The sequence below is a fragment of the Falsirhodobacter algicola genome, from assembly GCF_018279165.1.
Taxonomy (GTDB): Bacteria; Pseudomonadota; Alphaproteobacteria; order Rhodobacterales; family Rhodobacteraceae; genus Falsirhodobacter; species Falsirhodobacter algicola.
Window position 1 is genome coordinate 555,585 of sequence record NZ_CP047289.1, and the last position, 17,921, is coordinate 573,505.

The window sequence follows — 17,921 nt, forward strand, 5'->3', positions numbered from 1 at the left end:
CATGGAACTCGACCTCGCTCGGCTCACTCCCAAAGACCGCTACAAGATGCTCAGCGCCACGGTGACGCCGCGCCCGATCGCGCTGATCTCGACCGTGGATGCGGACGGCACGCTGAACGCGGCACCGTTCAGCTTCTTCAATGTCTTCGGCGAAGATCCGGCCACTTGCGTGATCGGCTTTGCCCGGCGCGACGACGGCACCAAGCGCGATACGGCCCGCATCATCGAAGACAGTGGCGAATTCGTGGTGAACATGGTCGACATGAGCATCGTCAACGGCATGAACATCTGCGCCATCGATTTCCCGCCCGAGGTGGACGAGTTCGAACGCGCCGGTTTCACCCCCGTGCCCAGCCGCTTGGTCAAGCCGCCGCGCATCGGGGAAGCGCCGGTGTCCTTCGAGTGCCGCCGCACCGTGACGCTGCAACTTAGCAAGGGCCGTGATTTGGTGGTGGCCGAGATCCTGACGATGCACGTCCGCGACGGACTGGTGGACCCCGAAAAGCTGTATCTCGATCAGGAGCGATACGACGTGGTCGGCCGCCTCTATGCCGATCTCTACACCCCGGTGAACGAGGTCTTCTCCAAGCGGCGCTGGCAGCCCGAGGATTGGGACGCGGGCTTGGTGCAGCCCGTCGAACGGCCGGAGTGATGGGGGTGGCCCGGTAGGGCCGTCCTCCAGCTTCGCCCGAGTTTCGCGCAGCATATGCGGCCAGCGGTCGTAGGGGATTTGCACCGCTGGCATGCCAGCGGTGTGATGCTTTGTCGGCGATGTCGTTGAATTTGGCTCGCCGAAGACGTTCATGCGCAGATAGCGGCGCAACACCCCTGAAGATCCAATCGCAAGCAAAGGAAATGTGGCGGAGAGACAGGGATTCGAACCCTGGGTCGGCTCACACCGACAACGGTTTTCGAGACCGCCGCATTCGACCACTCTGCCACCTCTCCGCGTCAGGGGTCGTCGTGGAGGGGCATTTACCGGCGCTATGCCCCAGTGGCAAGAGGGTAATGTCCCGATCCCGCCGATTTTTGCACGAAGCACGGCGCCAAGTGCAAACCGGTTGACATCGGGGGCTGTCTGATCGATATACGCGAGGTCTGCCATTCACGGATGCGCAGACCTTTTTTCATTGACGCCCCTCGGGGTGCGCTGTCCGACGGCAAGCAACATCGGGAAACCGGGGCCAAAGGACGCGGAACAAGAAGGAAAGACCCATGTTCGCGGTCCTCAAGACGGGCGGCAAGCAATACACGGTTCGCGCGGGCGATATCCTGCGCGTCGAAAAGCTTGCAGCCGAAGCTGGTGAAACGATCCAGTTCAACGACATTCTCATGGTGGGCGGCGATGCGCCGACCATCGGCGCGCCCTTCGTGGCCGGCGCCGCGGTTCAGGCCGAAGTGATCGCCCAGATCAAGGGCGAGAAGGTCATCCACTACGTCAAGCGCCGCCGGAAGCACTCGTCGCAGCGCACCAAGGGCCACCGTCAGCAGCTCACGCTGCTGCGCGTGACGGACGTCCTTGCTTCGGGCGCCGATGCAACCGACGTGAAGGCAGCGACCGGCACCGCCGATGCGCGCCGCGCAGCCCACGAGACGAAGGAGTAATCCCTCATGGCACACAAGAAAGCAGGCGGCTCGTCCCGCAACGGTCGCGACTCCGCCGGTCGCCGCCTTGGCGTGAAGCTCTACGGTGGCCAAGCGGTCATCGCGGGCAACATCATCGTGCGTCAGCGCGGCACCACCTGGTTCCCGGGTGAGGGCGTCGGCATGGGCAAGGATCACACGATCTTCGCCACGCGCGAAGGCGCCGTGTCGTTCAAGAAAGGCCTCAAGGGCCGCACCTTCATTTCGGTCCTCCCGGTGGCGGAGGCCGCTGAGTAAGCCGAACCGCAAGGTTGCATGCAACAGGGGATCGGCTTCGCGGCCGGTCCCTTTTCGCGTTCTGATGTGGGAGACATCGCCATGACGCTCGACATCGCTGATCCGATCCCGGTGATCGGCACGGACCGTTTCCACCTGCGCCCGGTTCGCCGGTCGGATACCGGTCTGCTGGGGCATTACGCAAGCGATCTGCGGGTGGCGCGCATGACAAGCCGCATTCCCCACCCGATGCCGCCCGGCGCGATCGAGGCGTTCGTCACCCGCGCCATGAATCCCAGCTGCGAAGAGGCGATCTGGGTCATGGACGGCTCCTCGACCGAACTCGGCGAGGTGCTGGGCATCATCAGTCTGACGAAGATGGATCGCGGCCAGTCCGAAATCGGATATTGGGTCGCGCCGGCGTTCTGGAACACGGGCCTTGCGTCCGAGGCGGTGGCGGCATTGGTGGCTGCGAACCCGCTGGGAAACACGGCGATCTTCGCCTCGGTGTTTCAGGACAATCCGGGGTCGGCGCGGGTTCTGACGAACAACGGCTTCGTCTATCTTGGCGATGCGGAGACGTTCTCCGTCTCGCGCAATGCCCATGTCGCAACGTGGACCTATATCCGCAAGCTCTGACGGTGCGGGGTTGAGCCTGCGCCGGATTCCCCTTATCGCCTGACGAAACGGCAGGAAGGCCAGCCCATGAAGTTCCTCGATCTCTGCAAGGTCTATATCCGCTCGGGCGGCGGCGGGTCCGGCTGCGTCAGCTTCCGGCGCGAGAAGTTCATCGAATTCGGCGGCCCGGATGGCGGGGATGGCGGCAATGGCGGCTCGGTCTGGGCCGAGGCGGTGGATGGGCTGAACACTCTGATCGACTTCCGCTATCAGCAGCACTTCTTCGCCAAGACCGGTCAGCAAGGCATGGGCAGCCAGCGCACCGGCAAGACCGGCGACGACATCGTGCTGCGCGTGCCCGTCGGAACCGAGATCATCGACGAGGACGAGGAATCGGTCCTTGCCGACCTGACGCGGGTGGGGCAGCGCGTGCTGCTGGCCAAGGGCGGCAATGGCGGCTGGGGCAACCTGCGGTTCAAATCCTCGACCAACCGGGCACCGGCGCGGGCGAACCCGGGCCAGCCGGGGGTGGAGCGGACGATCTGGCTTCGTCTGAAGCTGATTGCGGATTCGGGCCTTGTCGGGCTTCCGAATGCGGGCAAATCCACCTTTATCTCCGCCGTGTCGAACGCCCGCCCGAAGATTGCGGATTACCCCTTCACCACGCTGGTTCCGAACCTCGGCGTCGTGGGTGTGGACGGCAAGGAATTCGTGATGGCCGATATTCCGGGCCTGATCGAAGGGGCGAGCGAGGGGCGCGGCCTTGGAACGCAGTTCCTTGCGCATGTCGAACGCTGCGCCGTGTTGCTGCATCTGGTCGATGGCACGTCCGAAACCGTGCTGGAGGATTACCAGACCATCGTGACCGAGCTGGAGGCCTATGCCGACGAATTGGGCGACAAGCCCCGCATCGTCGCGCTGAACAAGGCCGACGCGCTGGACGAGGATACGATCCAGATGTGGCGCGAGGGGCTTGAAGAGGCTTCGGGCGGGCCGGTTCATGTGATTTCCGGGGCTGCGAACAAAGGCTTGCAGGACGTTCTTCGCGCGATACATGCGCAGATCGAGGCGGCGAAAGCGGTCGATGACGACCCCGCGCCGTGGCAGCCTTGATCCCCGATCTGCGCACGGCACGACGGCTGGTCATCAAGATCGGCTCCGCCCTTCTGGTGGATCGCGACTGCGGCTTGCGTCAGGATTGGCTGCACGCCCTCGCGCTCGATGTGGCCGAGGTGAAGGCCCGGGGCACGGATGTGATCCTCGTGTCCTCCGGCTCCATCGCGCTTGGTCGAGGGGTGCTGCATCTCGGCTACGGCTCGCTTCCGCTGGAACAGAGCCAAGCCGCTGCGGCGGTCGGTCAGATCCAGCTTGCCCGCGCCTATGAGGAGGCGCTTGCCCCGCATGGCATCACCACCGGGCAGGTGTTGATGACGCTGGACGACACCTCGGACCGGCGGCGATATCTGAACAGCCGCGCCACGCTGGAGATGCTGCTGGGCCTTGGCGTGGTGCCGATCGTCAACGAGAACGACACCGTCGCCACCGACGAAATCCGTTTCGGCGACAACGACCGTCTGGCCGCGCAGATCGCCGTGACGGTGGGCGCCGATCAACTGGTGCTGCTGTCGGATGTGGACGGTTTCTATTCCGCGAACCCCAAGGAAGATCCGACCGCCCACCGCTTCGACGTGGTGGACGCGATCACCCCCGCGATCGAGGCGATGGCGGGCGATCCGGTGTCGGGCCTTTCCAAGGGCGGGATGAAGACAAAGCTGATGGCGGCCAAGACGGCGGTGGCCGCGGGCTGCGCCATGGCAATCACCGAAGGGTCGGTGGAACGCCCGCTGAAGGCGCTGATGGATGGGGCCGCCTGCACATGGTTCGTGGCGCAGGACGATCCGCAGGCCGCGCGCAAACGCTGGATCAACGCGATGAAACCGCGCGGGCAGGTGCATGTCGATACCGGGGCCGCGCAGGCGCTTGCGGCGGGCAAGTCGCTGCTTCCGGCCGGCGTCACGGCGGTGAGCGGGGCCTTCGGCCGCGGCGATCCGGTGGAGATCCTGTCCCCCGAGGGGGAGGTGCTGGGCCGCGGGCTGACGCGCTATACCTCCACCGAGGCGCGGGCGATCATCGGGCACCGCTCGGGCGAGATCGAAGAGATACTGGGCTATGCCGGGCGCGCCGCGCTCGTGCACAGGGATGACATGGTGATCTGAGGAGGATCGGATGGACGACGCAGCGGTGGCGGATCTGATGCAGGCGATCGGCGCTAAGGCGCGGGCGGCGGCGGCGGAGCTGGCCTTCGCGCCAGTCGAGGCCAAGCGCCGTGCCCTGCTGGCCGCCGCCGATGCCGTCCATGCGGGGCAGGACGCGATCCTTGCCGCCAATGCCGCCGATGTGGAGGCCGCGAAGGCCCGCGGCATTTCCGGCGCCTTCCTCGATCGTTTGATCCTCGATGCAGGGCGCATCGCCGGGGTGGAAGGCGCGCTGCGCGACATCGCGGCGCAGGACGATCCCGTAGGGCAGGTGATCGCAGAATGGGACCGCCCGAACGGGCTGAACATCCGCCGCGTCCGCACGCCCCTTGGCGTGGTCGGCGTCATCTATGAAAGCCGTCCGAATGTCACCGCCGATGCGGGCGCGCTGTGCCTGAAGGCCGGCAATGCCGTGATCCTGCGCGGCGGCAGCGAAAGCGCGCAGTCCTCGGCGGCGATCCATGCCTGCCTACAGGCGGGGCTGGTCGCGGCGGGGCTGCCGAAGGATGCCATCCAGCTCGTTCCCGTGCAGGACCGCGCGGCGGTGGCCGAAATGCTCCGCATGAACGAGCATATCGACGTCATCGTGCCGCGCGGGGGCAAGGGCCTCGTCGGTCTGGTCCAGCGCGAGGCGCGGGTGCCGGTCTTTGCGCATCTGGAGGGGATCAACCACGTCTATGTCGATGGGGCGGCCGATCCGGCCAAGGCGATGGCGGTGGTCGTGAACTCCAAGGCGCGGCGGGTCGGGGTTTGCGGTGCGGCGGAATGTCTGCTGATCGACCGCGCCTTTGGCGCCGGGGCCGATCTGGTGCGCGGCCTTCAGGAGGCGGGGATCGAGGTGCGGGCCGAAGGCGCGCTGGCTGAATTGCCCGGCGTCGTTCCGGCGCAGGAGGAGGATTTCGGCCAAGAATTCCTCGCCCCCGTCATCGCCCTGCGGGAGGTGGACGGCGTGGACGGCGCGATTGCGCATATCCGCCGCTTCGGCTCGGGCCATACCGATGCGGTCGTGACCGAGGATGCGGCCGTGGCGGCGCGGTTCTTCCAGCGGCTCGATTCGGCCATTCTGCTGCAGAACGCCTCCACGCAGTTCGCCGACGGGGGTGAATTCGGGATGGGCGGAGAGATCGGGATCGCGACGGGCAAGATGCACGCGCGCGGCCCCGTGGGGGCCGAGCAGCTGACGAGCTTCAAATACCTCGTGACCGGCGATGGAACGGTCCGCCCCTAGAAGGCGATGGCGATACCCCCCTCGGACCGGGTCAGCGAGGGGGTCCCGCCCGCCGCGGCGATGGCGCTGCGGGCCAGCGCAAACTGCACGGTCGCGGCGGTCAGATCGCCCGTCCCTTCGGTCAGCAGTTCCCATGGCGCATCCCGCAGGCGCCGCGCTTCGGCATGAAGGCTGCGCTCGGACGTGATGGTAATGCTGCCGCCATAGGCGAGCGCGGTTTCCATGCACTGGATCAGCAGGAACAGGATCCGCGCCTCGGTCCGGCTGACGGCACCGGGCTGCCAGTCGATGGTGATGCGGCCGTTCATCGCGCCAAGGATCGACCGGATCTCGGCCACGCCGATCGGGGCCTCGGCCGGGGCACCGAAGGCGATGCGCAGGAAACGGATGCGGGCGCTGGCATGGGCGATGCTTTCGGACATCAGCGTCATCTCGGGGCTGGCGGGCACGCCCGTCATCGCCAGAAGCTCCATCCCGTTGCCGATCGCGCCGATCGGGTTGATAAGGTCATGACAGATACGCGAACCGATCAATGTGCTCAGATCGGAAATTTCAGTCATCGGAGGCTCCGCCATGAACGAGATACTTGAACCGGGCATGCTTGTCCGGCATCCCGCGCAGCCTGACTGGGGCCTTGGTCAGGTGCAATCGCGAATCGGCATGCGGGTCACGGTGAATTTCGAACATGCGGGCAAGGTCGCCATCGACGGGCGCGAGGTGCATCTGGTCCCGGTCTTCGAATGAGGAGTGTGATTGACAGGTGCCGCGGCCAGCGGATACGGCAATCGTCATGATGGCGGACGAAGCGTATTTGACCCTGCGTTTGGCGCGGGATGACCGGGACCTGATGGCCGCGCAGCGGCTGCGTTATCGCGTCTTCGTCGAGGAACTGGGCGCGGACGGCCCGATGGTCGATCACGACCGGCGGCTGGAATGCGACCGCTTCGATCCGTATTTCGAGCATCTCCTGCTGATCGACAAGCGGCGCGATGCGGCGGCGCTGGATGATGTGGTGGGGGCGTATCGGCTTTTGTCTTCGGCGCGGGCGGATCAGGCGGGGGGGTTCTACTCGGCCACCGAATACGATCTGTCGCCGCTTCTGGCCACGGGGCGGAACCTTTTGGAACTGGGCCGGTCCTGTGTGCACCGCGATTTCCGGGGCGGTATGGCGATGATGCTGCTGTGGAACGGCCTTGCCGCCTATGTGCTGGAGCGGGGGATCGAGATCCTGTTCGGGCCTGCAAGCTTTCACGGCACGGATGCGGGGCGGCTGGCGCTGCCGTTGGCATGGCTGCACCACCATCACCTCGCCCCCGAGGAGTTGCGCGTGACCGCGCGCCCCGCGCAGCGCCAGCCGATGGATCTGATCGCCGCCGACGCCCTCGATCGCAAGGCCGCGATGCTGGCGATCCCGTCGCTGATCAAGGCCTATCTGCGCTTTGGCGGTTTCGTCGGCGAGGGCGCTTGGATCGACCGCGAGTTCAACACCACCGATGTCTGTCTGGTCATGGACACGGGGCGCATGTCGGAACGGCATCGCGAATTCTACGCACGCAAGGGACATGACGGATGACGTGGCAGGACGGCGACATGGCCTTTGCGCCGATCGGGTGGCGCGGTTGGATGCGGCTGATCTGGCGGGCGCCGCTGCTGCTCTTGATCAATTTCGGCTGCCTTGCGCTTTTGTGCCTCGTCCGATTGGTCGAACGGCCGCTTTTCGATCTGCGCCGACCGATCACGCCGTGGATCACGCAATTCGTCTGCATCAGCTCTCTCTGGACGATGGGGATCCGCCTGCGCCGTCATGGGCGCGCGATGGAAGAGCGGGGCGCGATCGTCGCCAATCACGCAAGCTGGCTCGATATCTACACGCTGAACGCCTGCGCCCGGATCTATTTCGTGTCCAAGGCAGAGGTCGCGCGTTGGCCGGGCATCGGCTGGCTGGCCCGCGCGACGGGTACGGTGTTCATCAACCGCCGGGGCGCAGAGGCCCGCGCCCAGCAGCATTTGTTCGAAGAACGCCTGCGCGCCGGGCACCATCTGCTGTTCTTCCCCGAAGGAACCAGCACGGACGGTCGCCGGATTATCCCATTCAAATCAACCCTCTTTGCGGCGTTCTTTGCAGAGGATCTGAAGGACGATATGGCGATCCAGCCCGTCACCGTCGCCTATCACGCGCCGCCCGGCACCGATCCGCGGTTCCATGGCTGGTGGGGCGGCATGCCGTTCGGGCCGCATATGAAACAGATGCTTGCCGCGCCGCCCGGCGGGGCGGTGGATGTGACGTTCCACGATCCGATCCCGGTGGCCGAGGCGGGCAATCGCAAGGTGCTGACGCAGCGGGCCGAAGCGGCCGTACGATCCGCCCATCCCTGCGGCACCCTGACCTGAGGCATCAGGCAAGTGTGGCGATGATCGCCCGCGCCAGATGCGCCGAGGCCGTGACCCCGTCGATCAGCGGCACGCCGGTCCGGGCCTGAAGATCGGCGCGCAGGGGCGCCATGCCGGCGCATCCAAGGGCGACGGCCCGCGCGCCATCGCCGGCTGCGGCGGTGATCTCTTCGGCAAGGCGGGCGCGGGTGGCCTCGCTCCCTTCCTCCACGGTCAGGACGGGCAGGCCGCTGGCCCGGACGGCAAGGCAGGCCCCGGACATCCCAGAGCGGGCGATGTTCCCCTCCAGCACCGGAACCGAGACGGGCAACGTCGTCACCACCGCGAATGCGCCATAGGTCAGCGTGCCGACCGTATAGGCCGCTTGCCCGATCCCGATCACCGGGCAGTGGGCTGCGGCGCGCAATTCCTCGAGGCCGGTATCGTCGAAACAGGCGATCACGATCGCATCGGCGGCCAGCGCCTCTGCGGCGGGCAGCATGGCCCGCAGCCCGGCCACCGCCTCCGCCCCATCCTTGGGCCCTTGGATGGCCGGGGGGCCGCCGGTATTGGTCCAGCCGATGATCTCGGCCTCGGGCAGGGCCGCGCGGGCGGCGGCAACGATGTCATCGGTCATCGACGCGGTGGAGTTGGGATTGAGATACAGCAGCCGCATCGCGGATCAGACCCCTTTGCCCGCATCCGAACCCAGCCGCGCCCGGCGCCGCGCCATGACCCAAGCCAGCAGCAGGAACGCCCCGATGATCAGCAGCGAAAACGCCGTGGTCAGCGTCCCGAGGGCATAGACGACGGGCGTCGTGACATTCGTCGTCATCCCGAAAATCTCCAGCGGGAGGGTGTTGTAGCTGCCGGCCGTCAGCAGCGTGCGCGCGAATTCGTCATAGCTGAGGGTGAAGCCGAACAGCGCCACCCCGATCAGCGAGGGCGCGATGATCGGCAGCACCACGAAGCGGATCGTCTGCCACGCGCTTGCCCCCTGATCGCGGGCCGCTTCCTCATAGCTGCGGTCGAAGCGGTTGAAGACGGCGAACATGATCAGAAGGCCGAAGGGCAGCGTCCATGTCAGCTGCGCGCCGAAGCCCGATGTCGCCCAATGCACCTTCAGACCCAATTGGTTGAAGATCAGCCCGACGCCGAGCGAGATGAGGATCGAGGGGATCACCAACGAGGCGATGGTTGCATAGAACAGCAGGCCCGATCCGGGAAACCGTTTGCGGAAGGCAAGGCCCGCCATGACCGACACGACGACCGTCGTGACCATCACCATCAGACCAAGGGCGAAGGAACGGCGGAACGCGCCCCAGATGTCGCCGACCGCCTGCTGCTGAAACAGCTCATGGAACCAGTTCAGCGACACGCCGCGCATCGGGAAGGTCAGCCCGCCCTCCGGCCCTTGGAAGCTGAGGATGCCGATCGTGATCGTCGGCCCATAGAGGAACAGCACGAACAGGGCGAAGACGACGCTGAGGACGTAGAAGCTGCGGGGGCGTTTCTCCATGAGGTCAGAGCTCCTTGCGGATGTTGACGAAGCGCAGCAGGATCGCGATCATGATCAGCACGGTGCAGAGCAGCACCACCGCCGTCGCAGCCGCCGACGGATATTGCAAAAGCCCGATATCGTTGGAGATGAGCCGCCCGACATTGGCCCGCTGCGAGCCCGACATGAAGCGCACGGTGATGAAATCCCCCATCACCAGCGTCAGCACGAAGATCGTGCCGATCATGATGCCCGGTTTCGTCAGCGGGATGATCACGTGGACCAGCGTCTGGAACCCGCTCGCGCCGTTGTCGCGCGCCGCCTCGATCAGGTTGCGGTCGATCCGCATCATCGTGTTGAAGATCGGCACCACCATGAACAGCGTGTAGAGGTGCACGAAGGCGAGGATCACCGAGAAATCGGAATAGAGCAGCCATTCCAGCGGCTCGTCGATCACGCCCCATGACATCAGCGCCTGATTGGCAATCCCGTTACGGCCAAGGAACGGAATCCACGAGATCATGCGGATGATGTTCGAGGTCCAGAACGGGATCGTGCAGAGCAGGAAGAGCGCGATCTGCACCGTCTGCGAGCGGATGTGAAAGGCGAGGAAATAGGCCACGGTGAAGCCGATCGCCAGCGTCATCGCCCATGTGATGAAGGCATAGCGGAACGTGGCGGCAAAGACCTTGTACGTCACCGGAGAGCCGAAGAGGAACTGGTAATTCTCCAGGCTGAAGGCCGGGATGATCGAAAACTCGGTCGCCTGCCAGAAACTGACGATCACGATGGTGATGATCGGCGCCAGCAGAAAGCCCAGCAGCACCACCGTCAGCGGCGCTGCCTGAAGCCATCCCGTCACCGTCTCGCGGGTCACTTTCATCGGGGTGCTGCCCTTCACTTCGGCTTGGACGTGGGGCCGGGGGCGCGGTGCCCCCGGCATCGGCATCAGGAGGCGATGAACTCGTTCCATTTGCGGACCATGTACTGGTTCTCGTCCATGACGGCGTTCCAGCAGGCGACATGCCCCATGCGTTCGTAGAAGGAGCCGCCGTCGCGCACCTCGCCCACCTCGGCCAGCTTGTCGCCGGTGGGGCTGGTGATGACATCGGTCGCGGGCTTGCCCTCGAACCAATAGCCCCACTCGTTCTCGGTCATGAAGTCCTTGGAGGTTTCGGGAACGGCCGAATAATAGCCCTGACGCATCAGATAGCCGCCGACCCAGCCCGACAGATACCAGTTGATGTAGTCATAGGCCGCATCCAGCTCCATCCCCGAGAGGGATTTCGACAGGCCGAGACCGCCGCCCCAGCTGCGATAGCCTTCCTTCAGCGGTTGGTACACGCAAGGGATGCCGCGCGATTTCACGGCCGTGATGGCGGGCGACCACATCGACTGGATCACCACCTCGCTGGAGGCCATGAGGTTCACGGATTCGTCGAACGTCTTCCAGAAGGCGCGGAATTGGCCGGCTTTCTTCGCCTCGGTGAAGATCGCCATGGTCTTGTCGATCTCGTCCCGGGTCATGTTGCCCTTGTCGCCATAGGTGATCTCGCCCATCGCTTCGCAGACCATGGCCATGTCCATGATCCCGATGGAGGAGATGTCGAGCAGCGACGCCTTGCCCCGGAATTCGGGGTTCAGAAGCTCGGCCCAGCTGTCGATCGGGCGGCCGATCAGGTCGGGGCGGATGCCCAGCGTGTCGGCGTTGTAGATGGTCGGGATCAGGGTCATCCAGCCGGTTTCCTGATCGGCGAAGCTGGTGCTGCCGGGGCCTTCGACAAAGCCGACGCTGTGGGGCGCGGTGCCCTGCGCGATGTCGGTTTCCGGCGTCAGCTTGCCCGTGGTGAAGATCGGCACGATCCGGTCGTAATTCTGGATGCGGCTGGTATCCATCGCCTGCAGGTTGCCCGTCGGCCAGACCTTCTTGCAGATCCAGTATTCGATATCGGCGATGTCGAAGCTGCCCGGCTGCGTGGCCGCGCGCTGCGTCACGGCGTCGGAATCCAGCGCCGTCATCTCCAGCGAGAAGCCGAGATCTTCCTTCACCTTGTTGGCGACGTCGTTGAGGTTGGACACGCCCGTGCCGAACTGGCGCAGTGTGATGTTCTTGATCTCCTGCGCCCAGATCATCGGCGCAGGCAGGGCGGAGGCGCCAAGTGCGGCGGCACCGGATTTCAGGACGGAGCGGCGGGTATAACCGGCTTTCGACATGGTCACGTTTCCCTCTGTTGGAGTGTCGCTGTCAGGCACGGAGGCGGTGCAGCCGCCCCTCATCCCAGGAAAGGCGCACATGCGCGCCCGGGTTTATGTCGGTGGCATAGAAGGCAGCGTCGCTCATCACGGCGATGATCGGTTCCTGCCCTTGGACATTGGTCGTCACGGCAACGCGGTCGCCCTGATATTCGACGGCGCTGACGGTGGCGGGCAGGCCGTCCGGCCCGATCCGCACCGCATCCGAACGGATCGCATGGCGCGCGCCGTTCAGGGTGACGACGTTGTGCCCGCCCATGAACCGCGCGACGAATTCGGTTTTCGGGGCATTGAACACCTCGCGCGCGGGGCCGGCCTGTTCGATGACGGCGTTGTTCATCACCACCACCTCGTCGGCAAGGGCGAGCGCTTCGTCCTGCCCGTGGGTGACATGCAGGAAGGTGATGCCCAGTTCGCGCTGCAAACGCTTCAACTCGCCCCGCATCCGCACCCGCAGGAACGGATCGAGCGCCGAGAGCGGTTCATCCAGCAGCAGCACCTCCGGTTCGCTGATCAGTGCGCGGGCAAGGGCGACGCGCTGCTGCTGCCCGCCCGAAAGCTGCGTGGGAAGGCGTTCGGACAGATGCGCCATGTCCACCAGTTCCAGAAGCTTCATCGCCCGCGCATGGCGGTCGGCCTTGCCGATCCCCTTCATCCGCAGCGAAAAGGCGACGTTGTCCTTCACGCTCAGATGCGGGAACAGCGCGTAGTTCTGAAACATCATCGCCGTTCCGCGCTTCGCCGGCGGCAGGGCCGAGATGTCGCGCCCATTGAGGCGGATCGCGCCTTCGGTCACGCTTTCATGCCCCGCGACCATGCGCAGCGTGGAACTCTTGCCGCAGCCCGAAGGGCCGAGCAGGCAGACATAGCTGCCGGGCGCAAAGACGTGATCGATACCGTCCACCGCAACGGTGTCGCCATAGCGTTTGGTCAGTCTCGCGAGTTCCAGATCATGAGGCGTGCGCATCGCTGTCCTTCCCGTGTCCCTGATCCGACGTAAGGGGAAGGCCGCGCCCGAATGCACCGAAAAGACACTTTCCCCCGCCGCAAATCCGGGTTCGACTGGTTTTTGAGCAGCCTTCCACACAAAGCGCACGATTTCCGAAACAAGATTGTATTCGATCCGGTCGACAAGGCGTCCGGCATTGCGCGCAATCCCCCTCCCGCCCAAGGATCGGGGGAGAGATTGGATGCATATGAATACGAGCCCGCGCCCCGCCGACCCCGAAACGATCGCCGCCGATCTGGCGCTAGCGATCCACGAACACCGTCTCGCCCCCGGTACCAAACTGTCCGAGGACGAGGTGGCGGAGATTTACGGCGTGTCGCGCACGCAGATCCGCGCCGCGTTGCAACGGCTGGCGCATGACCGATTGGTGGAGCTTAAGCGCAATCGCGGTGCCTTCGTCGCCCGGCCCAGCGTGAGAGAGGCGCGGGAAGTGTTCGAAGCGCGCGCCCTGCTGGAGCCGCGGACGGCCCGATCCGCCGCCGCACGGATGACGGCGGACGATATCGCCGCCTTGCAGCGTCATATCGACGAGGAACATGCCGCGATGCGCAGCGGCGATGCGGGGCGGGCGCTGCACTTGTCGAGCCGCTTCCATCTGGAGATCGCGCGGATCGCCGATCAGGCGACCATCGCCGAGTTCATCGCCCAACTCGTGGCCCGTTCGTCGCTGATCATCGCGCTGTACTGGCACCGGCGCGGCGCGCTTTGCGAAAGCCACGCCCACCACGCCCTCGTCCGCGCCTTCACCGAACGGGACGGCGATCTGGCCGAGGAATTGATGAAGAACCACTTGCTGGACCTTCTCAGCTCGCTCGATCTGCGGGGGCGGGCCTCCGCCCCGGCCACCCTGCGCGAGGCGTTGGGCGCATGATCCTGCGGAACATGTCACTGGCCGAGGTGGAGATGGTCCTCGACTGGGCGGCGGCAGAGGGGTGGAACCCCGGCCTCGACGATGCCGAGGCGTTCCACGCGGCCGATCCGGGTGGGTTCTTCTTGGCCGAGGTCGGGGGCGTTCCCGCCGCGGCCGTGTCCGTCGTCAATCACGACGATCGGAACGCGTTTCTCGGCCTCTATATCTGCCGGCCCGGGTTTCGGGGGCAGGGCATCGGTTTTGCCTTGTGGCAACACGCCCTGCGCCATGCGGGTGACCGAGCCATCGGTCTGGACGGGGTGGAGGCGCAGCAGGCGAATTACATGCGTTCGGGGTTCGTGCGTCATGGCGCGACCCTGCGTTTCGGAGGCCAGCTTCGGCCCGGCGATACGACCGGTATCGTCGAGGTTCAGCCCGGCGATATCGATCCCCTCATCACCCTCGATGCAAAGGCCGGAGGTCTGCGCCGGGCGGCATTCCTGCGCCGCTGGCTGGCCCCGAGCGCGACGCGGCGAACCGTCCGGATGCAGGACGGCACGGGATTCGCAACGGTCCGGCAGTGCCGCGAGGGGCTGAAGATCGGCCCCATCGTCGCGGAGAGTTCGGCAGAGGCCCTGCGGCTCGCCAGCGCCGCGGCGGACATCTTTCCCGGATCGCCCGTCCTGATCGACATATGCGACAGCAATATCGGCCTGCGGGATCTGCTGCGGGAGCGGGGTTTCGCACCCGTCTTCGCGACGGCCCGGATGTATCGCGGAACGGCCCCCAAGGGCACGGCGCATATGCAGGCCATCGCCAGCATGGAGCTTGGGTGATAGCATCCTGCACAGCCGAACAAGCCTATGCGGCCCAGCAGTCTATCGCATTGTTTTTTGTGGTAAACTGGCTGGGGCGGCAGGATTCGAACCTGCGAATGGCGGTACCAAAAACCGCTGCCTTACCACTTGGCGACGCCCCAACTTGTGGGGCGGTTATTAGCCAAGGCGGTTGTCAGCCGCAAGAGGAAAAATGAAAAAATCCGCCACGTTGCCGAAGCTCTTGGCGGAGGGTAGGAGCAGGGCATGAAACGTGTTGATGTCATCGTCCTTGGGGCCGGCGCTGCCGGTATGTTCTGCGCGATCGAGGCGGCTCGGCGGGGGCGGAGCGTCCTCGTGATCGACCATGCCGCCCGCGCGGGGGAGAAGATTCGCATCTCCGGCGGCGGGCGGTGCAATTTCACGAACCTCAACATCGCGCCGGAGGCGTTCCTGTCGCGCAATCCGCGCTTCGCGCTCTCGGCGCTGAAACGCTACACGCAGTGGGATTTCATCGCGCGGATGGATGCGGCGGGGATCGCGTGGCATGAAAAGACGCTGGGGCAGCTTTTCTGCGACGGCAAATCGCAGCAGGTGATCGACATGCTGCTGCGGGACATGCAGCAGGCGGGGGTGGAGCTGTGGCTCGACACCGCCGTCGAGGCCGTGGCCGAAGGTTACCGCGTGACGACGGCGCGGGGGATCGTGGAGGCGTCCTCGCTCGTGGTGGCGACGGGGGGCAAGTCCATTCCCAAGATGGGGGCCACCGGCTTCGGCTACCGCGTGGCAGAGCAGTTCGGCCTGCGGCTCGTGGAGACGCGCCCCGCGCTCGTCCCGCTGACCTTTGCCGAGCAGGAGCTTGAGGATCTGCGCCCGCTGGCTGGGATCGCGGTGCCCGCGCGGGTCAGGACCGGGCGGGCCTTCGATGAATCGCTGCTCTTCACCCATCGTGGCCTGTCGGGGCCGGCGATCCTTCAGGCCAGCAGCTATTGGCGCGAAGGGGAGCCGCTTCTGGTCGATCTGCGCCTGCAGGGCGCGCTGCGCGATGCGCTGACGGCGGCCCGCCGGGCCGAGCCGCGGGCGGCGCTGCGCACTATTTTGGCCCGTCTGCTGCCGGACAAGCTGGCGCGGCTGCTGGCCGAACGCTCCGGCCGGGATGGGGCCGTGGGGGCGCTGTCGAACCAAGCGATCGAGGAATTGGAGGCCGGGCTTGCCGCATGGACGCTGCGGCCCGTCGGCACCGAAGGCTATCGCACGGCCGAAGTGACGCTGGGTGGGGTCGATACCGACGATCTAGACGGGCGGACGCTGCAGGCGCGGGCCCGCCCGGGGCTATTCTTCATCGGCGAGGTGGTGGACGTGACGGGTTGGCTCGGCGGCTATAACTTCCAATGGGCGTGGTCATCGGGCTGGGCCGCCGGGCAGGTGGCCTGACCCTCAGCGCGCCTTCTTCCAGCGGCGGTGGATCCAGAACCACTGATCGAGATGCTTGCGGACCAAATCCTCCAGCGAGTCGTTCAGCGCCTGCGTCATCGTCACCGGATCGGTATGGGGGACGGGCGCTTCCATCAGGATCTCGAAATCGAGGCCGTTGTCCTGACGGATCGCATAGGTCGGCACCAGAAGCGCGTTGTACTTGATCGCAAGCTCGGCCGCCGAAAGGGCGGTCAGGGCCTTCTTGCCGAAGAAGGTCAGCGGCTCGCCATCGTACATGTGCAGGTCGATCAGCATGCCGAGCTTTCCGCCCGCCCGCAGATGCCGCAACATTCCGCCAAGGCCCTGCCGCCCCCGCGGAAAGGCGGGCGTGCCGAGCGCTTCCATTGCCGCGACGTAATGGGTGTTGAAATAACGGTTGTTCATCGGCCGGTAGAGCACGCCCACCGTATAGCCGCGCGCCGTCATCGCGGCCCGGCTTGCCTCGTAATTGCCGAAATGGCCGGTCAGGAAGATGATCGGGCGTTTGGCGGCATGGGCTTCTTCCACGGCGGCAAGGCCCGGCCCGGTCACGGGGCTGGTGCCGGCGCGCTTCATGAATTCCGCGCCGGAATAGCTTTCGATGACACTGCGCCCGGCATTGTTCGGCACGCGGTGAACCAGACGCTCCACCTCCTCGGCGGGCAGGTCTGGCAGGACGAGCGCGAGGTTGTCGCGGATGCGCTTGCGGTATCCCGCCAGCGGCGCGATCACGCGGCTCATGACCCAGCCGCACAGGGGCACACGGACCCGGTAGGGCAGGATCAGAAGCCCGCCGATCAGCGTGCGCAGCGCTGCATTCTCAAGCCAGTCTCTGGCTTGGCTTCTCTTCTTCCTAGCCATCAACCCTTCCGTGTTTCACGGTGCCAGACATAAAGCCCGGCCCCCACGATCACAAGGGCACCGAGGATCGTCCAGCGGTCCGGCCATTCCCCGAAGAACACCGCCCCCCAGAGCGTGGCCAGAACGATGCCGGCATAGCCGAAGGGCGCGATGGCCGATGCTTCGCCAGCCGAAAAGGCGCGCAGCAGAAAGAGTTGCGCGCTGCTGCCCAGAAGCGCGATCGCAACGAAGCCCCACAGATCGCCCATCGCGATGGGGGTATAGGCCATGGGCAGCGCCAGTGTGGTGACGATCGTGCCGATCATCGCCGAATAGACCATGGAGGTTCCCGGCGGATCGGAGAGGCCGATCCAGCGCGTCGCTAGCGCATGGCCCGCATAGCAGACCGCGCAGCCCATCGGCAGAAGGGCGGCGGGGGTGAACACTTCGGCGCCGGGGCGGATGATGATCAACGCGCCGGTCAGCGTGGCCGCGATCCCGAGCAGGCGGCGCAGGCCGATCCGTTCCCCCAGAAACAGCGCGGCCCCTAGCGTGATCAAGACGGGGTTGGTGTCGGCGATGGCCGTCGCCTCGGCCAGACCGATGAAGCCGAGCGCGACGAAGAAGAACGCGGTCGATCCGAACTGCAGCACCGAGCGCAGGACCTGCACCTTCGGATTGCGGGTCCGGAGCGCGCCCGGAAAGCGCCGGTTCAACATCAGCACGATGACGGCGACCTGCCCGGCATAACGCGCCCAGATGACCTGAAGGGCCGGATATCCAGCTTCCACGAGGTGTTTTGCCGTGGCATCCATCAGCGTAAAGCAGAAGATGCCCAGCAGCATGTAGCCGATCGCCCTGTTCATGGCG

21 protein-coding genes and 2 tRNA genes are annotated in these 17,921 nt (G+C 65.7%); 13 read left to right on the top strand and 10 right to left on the bottom strand.

What is annotated here, in order from left to right:
* The first annotated feature begins 1 nt into the window (after position 1).
* Complete coding sequence (locus tag GR316_RS02810; protein WP_211784545.1) at positions 2-652, top strand: flavin reductase family protein; 651 nt, start codon at positions 2-4, stop codon at positions 650-652.
* A gap of 206 nt (positions 653-858) precedes the next feature.
* Here GR316_RS02810 and GR316_RS02815 read toward each other — a convergent pair.
* Positions 859-948 (bottom strand) — tRNA-Ser (locus GR316_RS02815).
* A 267-nt stretch (positions 949-1,215) separates the two neighbouring features.
* Between GR316_RS02815 and rplU the strand changes: the two genes are divergently transcribed.
* The 6 genes from rplU (at position 1,216) to GR316_RS02845 (ending at position 5,961) form a co-directional block, all read left to right on the top strand.
* Positions 1,216-1,605, top strand: a complete 390-nt coding sequence (rplU, locus tag GR316_RS02820; protein WP_211784546.1) for a 50S ribosomal protein L21 — start codon at positions 1,216-1,218, stop codon at positions 1,603-1,605.
* A 6-nt stretch (positions 1,606-1,611) separates the two neighbouring features.
* Positions 1,612-1,881, top strand: coding sequence for a 50S ribosomal protein L27 (gene rpmA, locus GR316_RS02825; protein WP_211784547.1), 270 nt, complete (start codon positions 1,612-1,614; stop codon positions 1,879-1,881).
* 81 nt (positions 1,882-1,962) lie between these two features.
* A complete protein-coding gene (locus GR316_RS02830) occupies positions 1,963-2,499 on the top strand; it encodes a GNAT family N-acetyltransferase (protein WP_211784548.1) in 537 nt (178 codons plus the stop codon).
* A 66-nt stretch (positions 2,500-2,565) separates the two neighbouring features.
* Positions 2,566-3,591: a GTPase ObgE gene (gene obgE, locus GR316_RS02835; protein WP_211784549.1), complete on the top strand. Its 1,026-nt coding sequence runs from the start codon at positions 2,566-2,568 to the stop codon at positions 3,589-3,591.
* Positions 3,579-4,694: a glutamate 5-kinase gene (proB, locus tag GR316_RS02840; protein WP_211784550.1), complete on the top strand. Its 1,116-nt coding sequence runs from the start codon at positions 3,579-3,581 to the stop codon at positions 4,692-4,694. Before obgE ends, proB begins: the two co-directional genes overlap by 13 nt.
* A gap of 10 nt (positions 4,695-4,704) precedes the next feature.
* Entirely contained in the window at positions 4,705-5,961 is a 1,257-nt protein-coding gene (locus GR316_RS02845; protein ID WP_211784551.1) for a glutamate-5-semialdehyde dehydrogenase, read from the top strand.
* Here the strand turns inward: GR316_RS02845 and GR316_RS02850 are convergent.
* Positions 5,958-6,521: a histidine phosphotransferase family protein gene (locus GR316_RS02850; protein WP_211784552.1), complete on the bottom strand. Its 564-nt coding sequence runs from the start codon at positions 6,519-6,521 to the stop codon at positions 5,958-5,960. The genes GR316_RS02845 and GR316_RS02850 overlap by 4 nt on opposite strands.
* A gap of 13 nt (positions 6,522-6,534) precedes the next feature.
* On the opposite strand from GR316_RS02850, the gene GR316_RS02855 reads away from it, so the two are divergent.
* From GR316_RS02855 to olsA, 3 genes are read left to right on the top strand one after another with little or no spacing between them, the layout of a single operon-like run.
* Positions 6,535-6,705, top strand: coding sequence for a DUF3553 domain-containing protein (locus tag GR316_RS02855; RefSeq protein ID WP_211784553.1), 171 nt, complete (start codon positions 6,535-6,537; stop codon positions 6,703-6,705).
* A gap of 46 nt (positions 6,706-6,751) precedes the next feature.
* The gene (gene olsB / locus GR316_RS02860; protein WP_211784554.1) at positions 6,752-7,534 is read left to right on the top strand and encodes an L-ornithine N(alpha)-acyltransferase; all 783 of its coding nucleotides are present in this window, start codon (positions 6,752-6,754) and stop codon (positions 7,532-7,534) included.
* The gene (gene olsA / locus GR316_RS02865; RefSeq protein WP_211784555.1) at positions 7,531-8,352 is read left to right on the top strand and encodes a lyso-ornithine lipid O-acyltransferase; all 822 of its coding nucleotides are present in this window, start codon (positions 7,531-7,533) and stop codon (positions 8,350-8,352) included. Before olsB ends, olsA begins: the two co-directional genes overlap by 4 nt.
* Before the next feature lie 4 nt (positions 8,353-8,356).
* Here olsA and GR316_RS02870 read toward each other — a convergent pair whose 3' ends face one another.
* From GR316_RS02870 to GR316_RS02890, 5 genes are all read right to left on the bottom strand, one after another.
* The gene (locus GR316_RS02870; protein ID WP_211784556.1) at positions 8,357-9,007 is read right to left on the bottom strand and encodes an aspartate/glutamate racemase family protein; all 651 of its coding nucleotides are present in this window, start codon (positions 9,005-9,007) and stop codon (positions 8,357-8,359) included.
* Between the two features lie 6 nt (positions 9,008-9,013).
* Positions 9,014-9,850, bottom strand: coding sequence for an ABC transporter permease (locus GR316_RS02875; RefSeq protein ID WP_211784557.1), 837 nt, complete (start codon positions 9,848-9,850; stop codon positions 9,014-9,016).
* A 4-nt stretch (positions 9,851-9,854) separates the two neighbouring features.
* Positions 9,855-10,712, bottom strand: a complete 858-nt coding sequence (locus GR316_RS02880; RefSeq protein ID WP_211784558.1) for an ABC transporter permease — start codon at positions 10,710-10,712, stop codon at positions 9,855-9,857.
* Positions 10,713-10,777: 65 nt separating this feature from the next.
* Positions 10,778-12,043: an ABC transporter substrate-binding protein gene (locus tag GR316_RS02885; RefSeq protein WP_211784559.1), complete on the bottom strand. Its 1,266-nt coding sequence runs from the start codon at positions 12,041-12,043 to the stop codon at positions 10,778-10,780.
* Between the two features lie 31 nt (positions 12,044-12,074).
* Complete coding sequence (locus tag GR316_RS02890) at positions 12,075-13,049, bottom strand: ABC transporter ATP-binding protein (RefSeq protein ID WP_211784560.1); 975 nt, start codon at positions 13,047-13,049, stop codon at positions 12,075-12,077.
* Positions 13,050-13,272: 223 nt separating this feature from the next.
* On the opposite strand from GR316_RS02890, the gene GR316_RS02895 reads away from it, so the two are divergent.
* Complete coding sequence (locus GR316_RS02895; protein WP_249218802.1) at positions 13,273-13,962, top strand: GntR family transcriptional regulator; 690 nt, start codon at positions 13,273-13,275, stop codon at positions 13,960-13,962.
* Entirely contained in the window at positions 13,959-14,777 is an 819-nt protein-coding gene (locus tag GR316_RS02900) for a GNAT family N-acetyltransferase (protein ID WP_211784561.1), read from the top strand. Before GR316_RS02895 ends, GR316_RS02900 begins: the two co-directional genes overlap by 4 nt.
* 68 nt (positions 14,778-14,845) lie before the next feature.
* Here the strand turns inward: GR316_RS02900 and GR316_RS02905 are convergent.
* A tRNA-Gln gene (locus GR316_RS02905) sits at positions 14,846-14,920 on the bottom strand.
* Positions 14,921-15,023: 103 nt separating this feature from the next.
* Between GR316_RS02905 and GR316_RS02910 the strand changes: the two genes are divergently transcribed.
* Positions 15,024-16,190 (top strand): BaiN/RdsA family NAD(P)/FAD-dependent oxidoreductase, encoded by a 1,167-nt coding sequence (locus GR316_RS02910; protein WP_211784562.1) that lies wholly within the window; start codon positions 15,024-15,026, stop codon positions 16,188-16,190.
* Positions 16,191-16,193: 3 nt separating this feature from the next.
* Here GR316_RS02910 and GR316_RS02915 read toward each other — a convergent pair whose 3' ends face one another.
* Both GR316_RS02915 and GR316_RS02920 read right to left on the bottom strand, forming a co-directional pair.
* Positions 16,194-17,072 (bottom strand): lysophospholipid acyltransferase family protein, encoded by an 879-nt coding sequence (locus GR316_RS02915; protein WP_211784563.1) that lies wholly within the window; start codon positions 17,070-17,072, stop codon positions 16,194-16,196.
* Positions 17,072-17,917 (bottom strand): DMT family transporter, encoded by an 846-nt coding sequence (locus tag GR316_RS02920; protein ID WP_211784564.1) that lies wholly within the window; start codon positions 17,915-17,917, stop codon positions 17,072-17,074. Before GR316_RS02920 ends, GR316_RS02915 begins: the two co-directional genes overlap by 1 nt.
* Positions 17,918-17,921: the final 4 nt, after the last annotated feature.

What these genes read in the sequence shown, in the direction of transcription:
- GR316_RS02900 (WP_211784561.1), top strand. Translation starts at nt 13,959, where the DNA reads ATGATCCTGCGGAACATGTCACTGGCCGAGGTGGAGATGGTCCTCGAC.
- rpmA (WP_211784547.1), top strand. Translation starts at nt 1,612, where the DNA reads ATGGCACACAAGAAAGCAGGCGGCTCGTCCCGCAACGGTCGCGACTCC.
- GR316_RS02880 (WP_211784558.1), bottom strand. Translation starts at nt 10,712, where the DNA reads ATGAAAGTGACCCGCGAGACGGTGACGGGATGGCTTCAGGCAGCGCCG.
- GR316_RS02810 (WP_211784545.1), top strand. Translation starts at nt 2, where the DNA reads ATGGAACTCGACCTCGCTCGGCTCACTCCCAAAGACCGCTACAAGATG.
- GR316_RS02870 (WP_211784556.1), bottom strand. Translation starts at nt 9,007, where the DNA reads ATGCGGCTGCTGTATCTCAATCCCAACTCCACCGCGTCGATGACCGAT.
- rplU (WP_211784546.1), top strand. Translation starts at nt 1,216, where the DNA reads ATGTTCGCGGTCCTCAAGACGGGCGGCAAGCAATACACGGTTCGCGCG.
- GR316_RS02915 (WP_211784563.1), bottom strand. Translation starts at nt 17,072, where the DNA reads ATGGCTAGGAAGAAGAGAAGCCAAGCCAGAGACTGGCTTGAGAATGCA.
- GR316_RS02885 (WP_211784559.1), bottom strand. Translation starts at nt 12,043, where the DNA reads ATGTCGAAAGCCGGTTATACCCGCCGCTCCGTCCTGAAATCCGGTGCC.
- GR316_RS02830 (WP_211784548.1), top strand. Translation starts at nt 1,963, where the DNA reads ATGACGCTCGACATCGCTGATCCGATCCCGGTGATCGGCACGGACCGT.
- olsA (WP_211784555.1), top strand. Translation starts at nt 7,531, where the DNA reads ATGACGTGGCAGGACGGCGACATGGCCTTTGCGCCGATCGGGTGGCGC.
- GR316_RS02920 (WP_211784564.1), bottom strand. Translation starts at nt 17,917, where the DNA reads ATGAACAGGGCGATCGGCTACATGCTGCTGGGCATCTTCTGCTTTACG.
- GR316_RS02895 (WP_249218802.1), top strand. Translation starts at nt 13,273, where the DNA reads ATGCATATGAATACGAGCCCGCGCCCCGCCGACCCCGAAACGATCGCC.
- GR316_RS02855 (WP_211784553.1), top strand. Translation starts at nt 6,535, where the DNA reads ATGAACGAGATACTTGAACCGGGCATGCTTGTCCGGCATCCCGCGCAG.
- GR316_RS02910 (WP_211784562.1), top strand. Translation starts at nt 15,024, where the DNA reads ATGAAACGTGTTGATGTCATCGTCCTTGGGGCCGGCGCTGCCGGTATG.
- GR316_RS02845 (WP_211784551.1), top strand. Translation starts at nt 4,705, where the DNA reads ATGGACGACGCAGCGGTGGCGGATCTGATGCAGGCGATCGGCGCTAAG.
- GR316_RS02875 (WP_211784557.1), bottom strand. Translation starts at nt 9,850, where the DNA reads ATGGAGAAACGCCCCCGCAGCTTCTACGTCCTCAGCGTCGTCTTCGCC.
- olsB (WP_211784554.1), top strand. Translation starts at nt 6,752, where the DNA reads ATGATGGCGGACGAAGCGTATTTGACCCTGCGTTTGGCGCGGGATGAC.
- GR316_RS02850 (WP_211784552.1), bottom strand. Translation starts at nt 6,521, where the DNA reads ATGACTGAAATTTCCGATCTGAGCACATTGATCGGTTCGCGTATCTGT.
- obgE (WP_211784549.1), top strand. Translation starts at nt 2,566, where the DNA reads ATGAAGTTCCTCGATCTCTGCAAGGTCTATATCCGCTCGGGCGGCGGC.
- GR316_RS02890 (WP_211784560.1), bottom strand. Translation starts at nt 13,049, where the DNA reads ATGCGCACGCCTCATGATCTGGAACTCGCGAGACTGACCAAACGCTAT.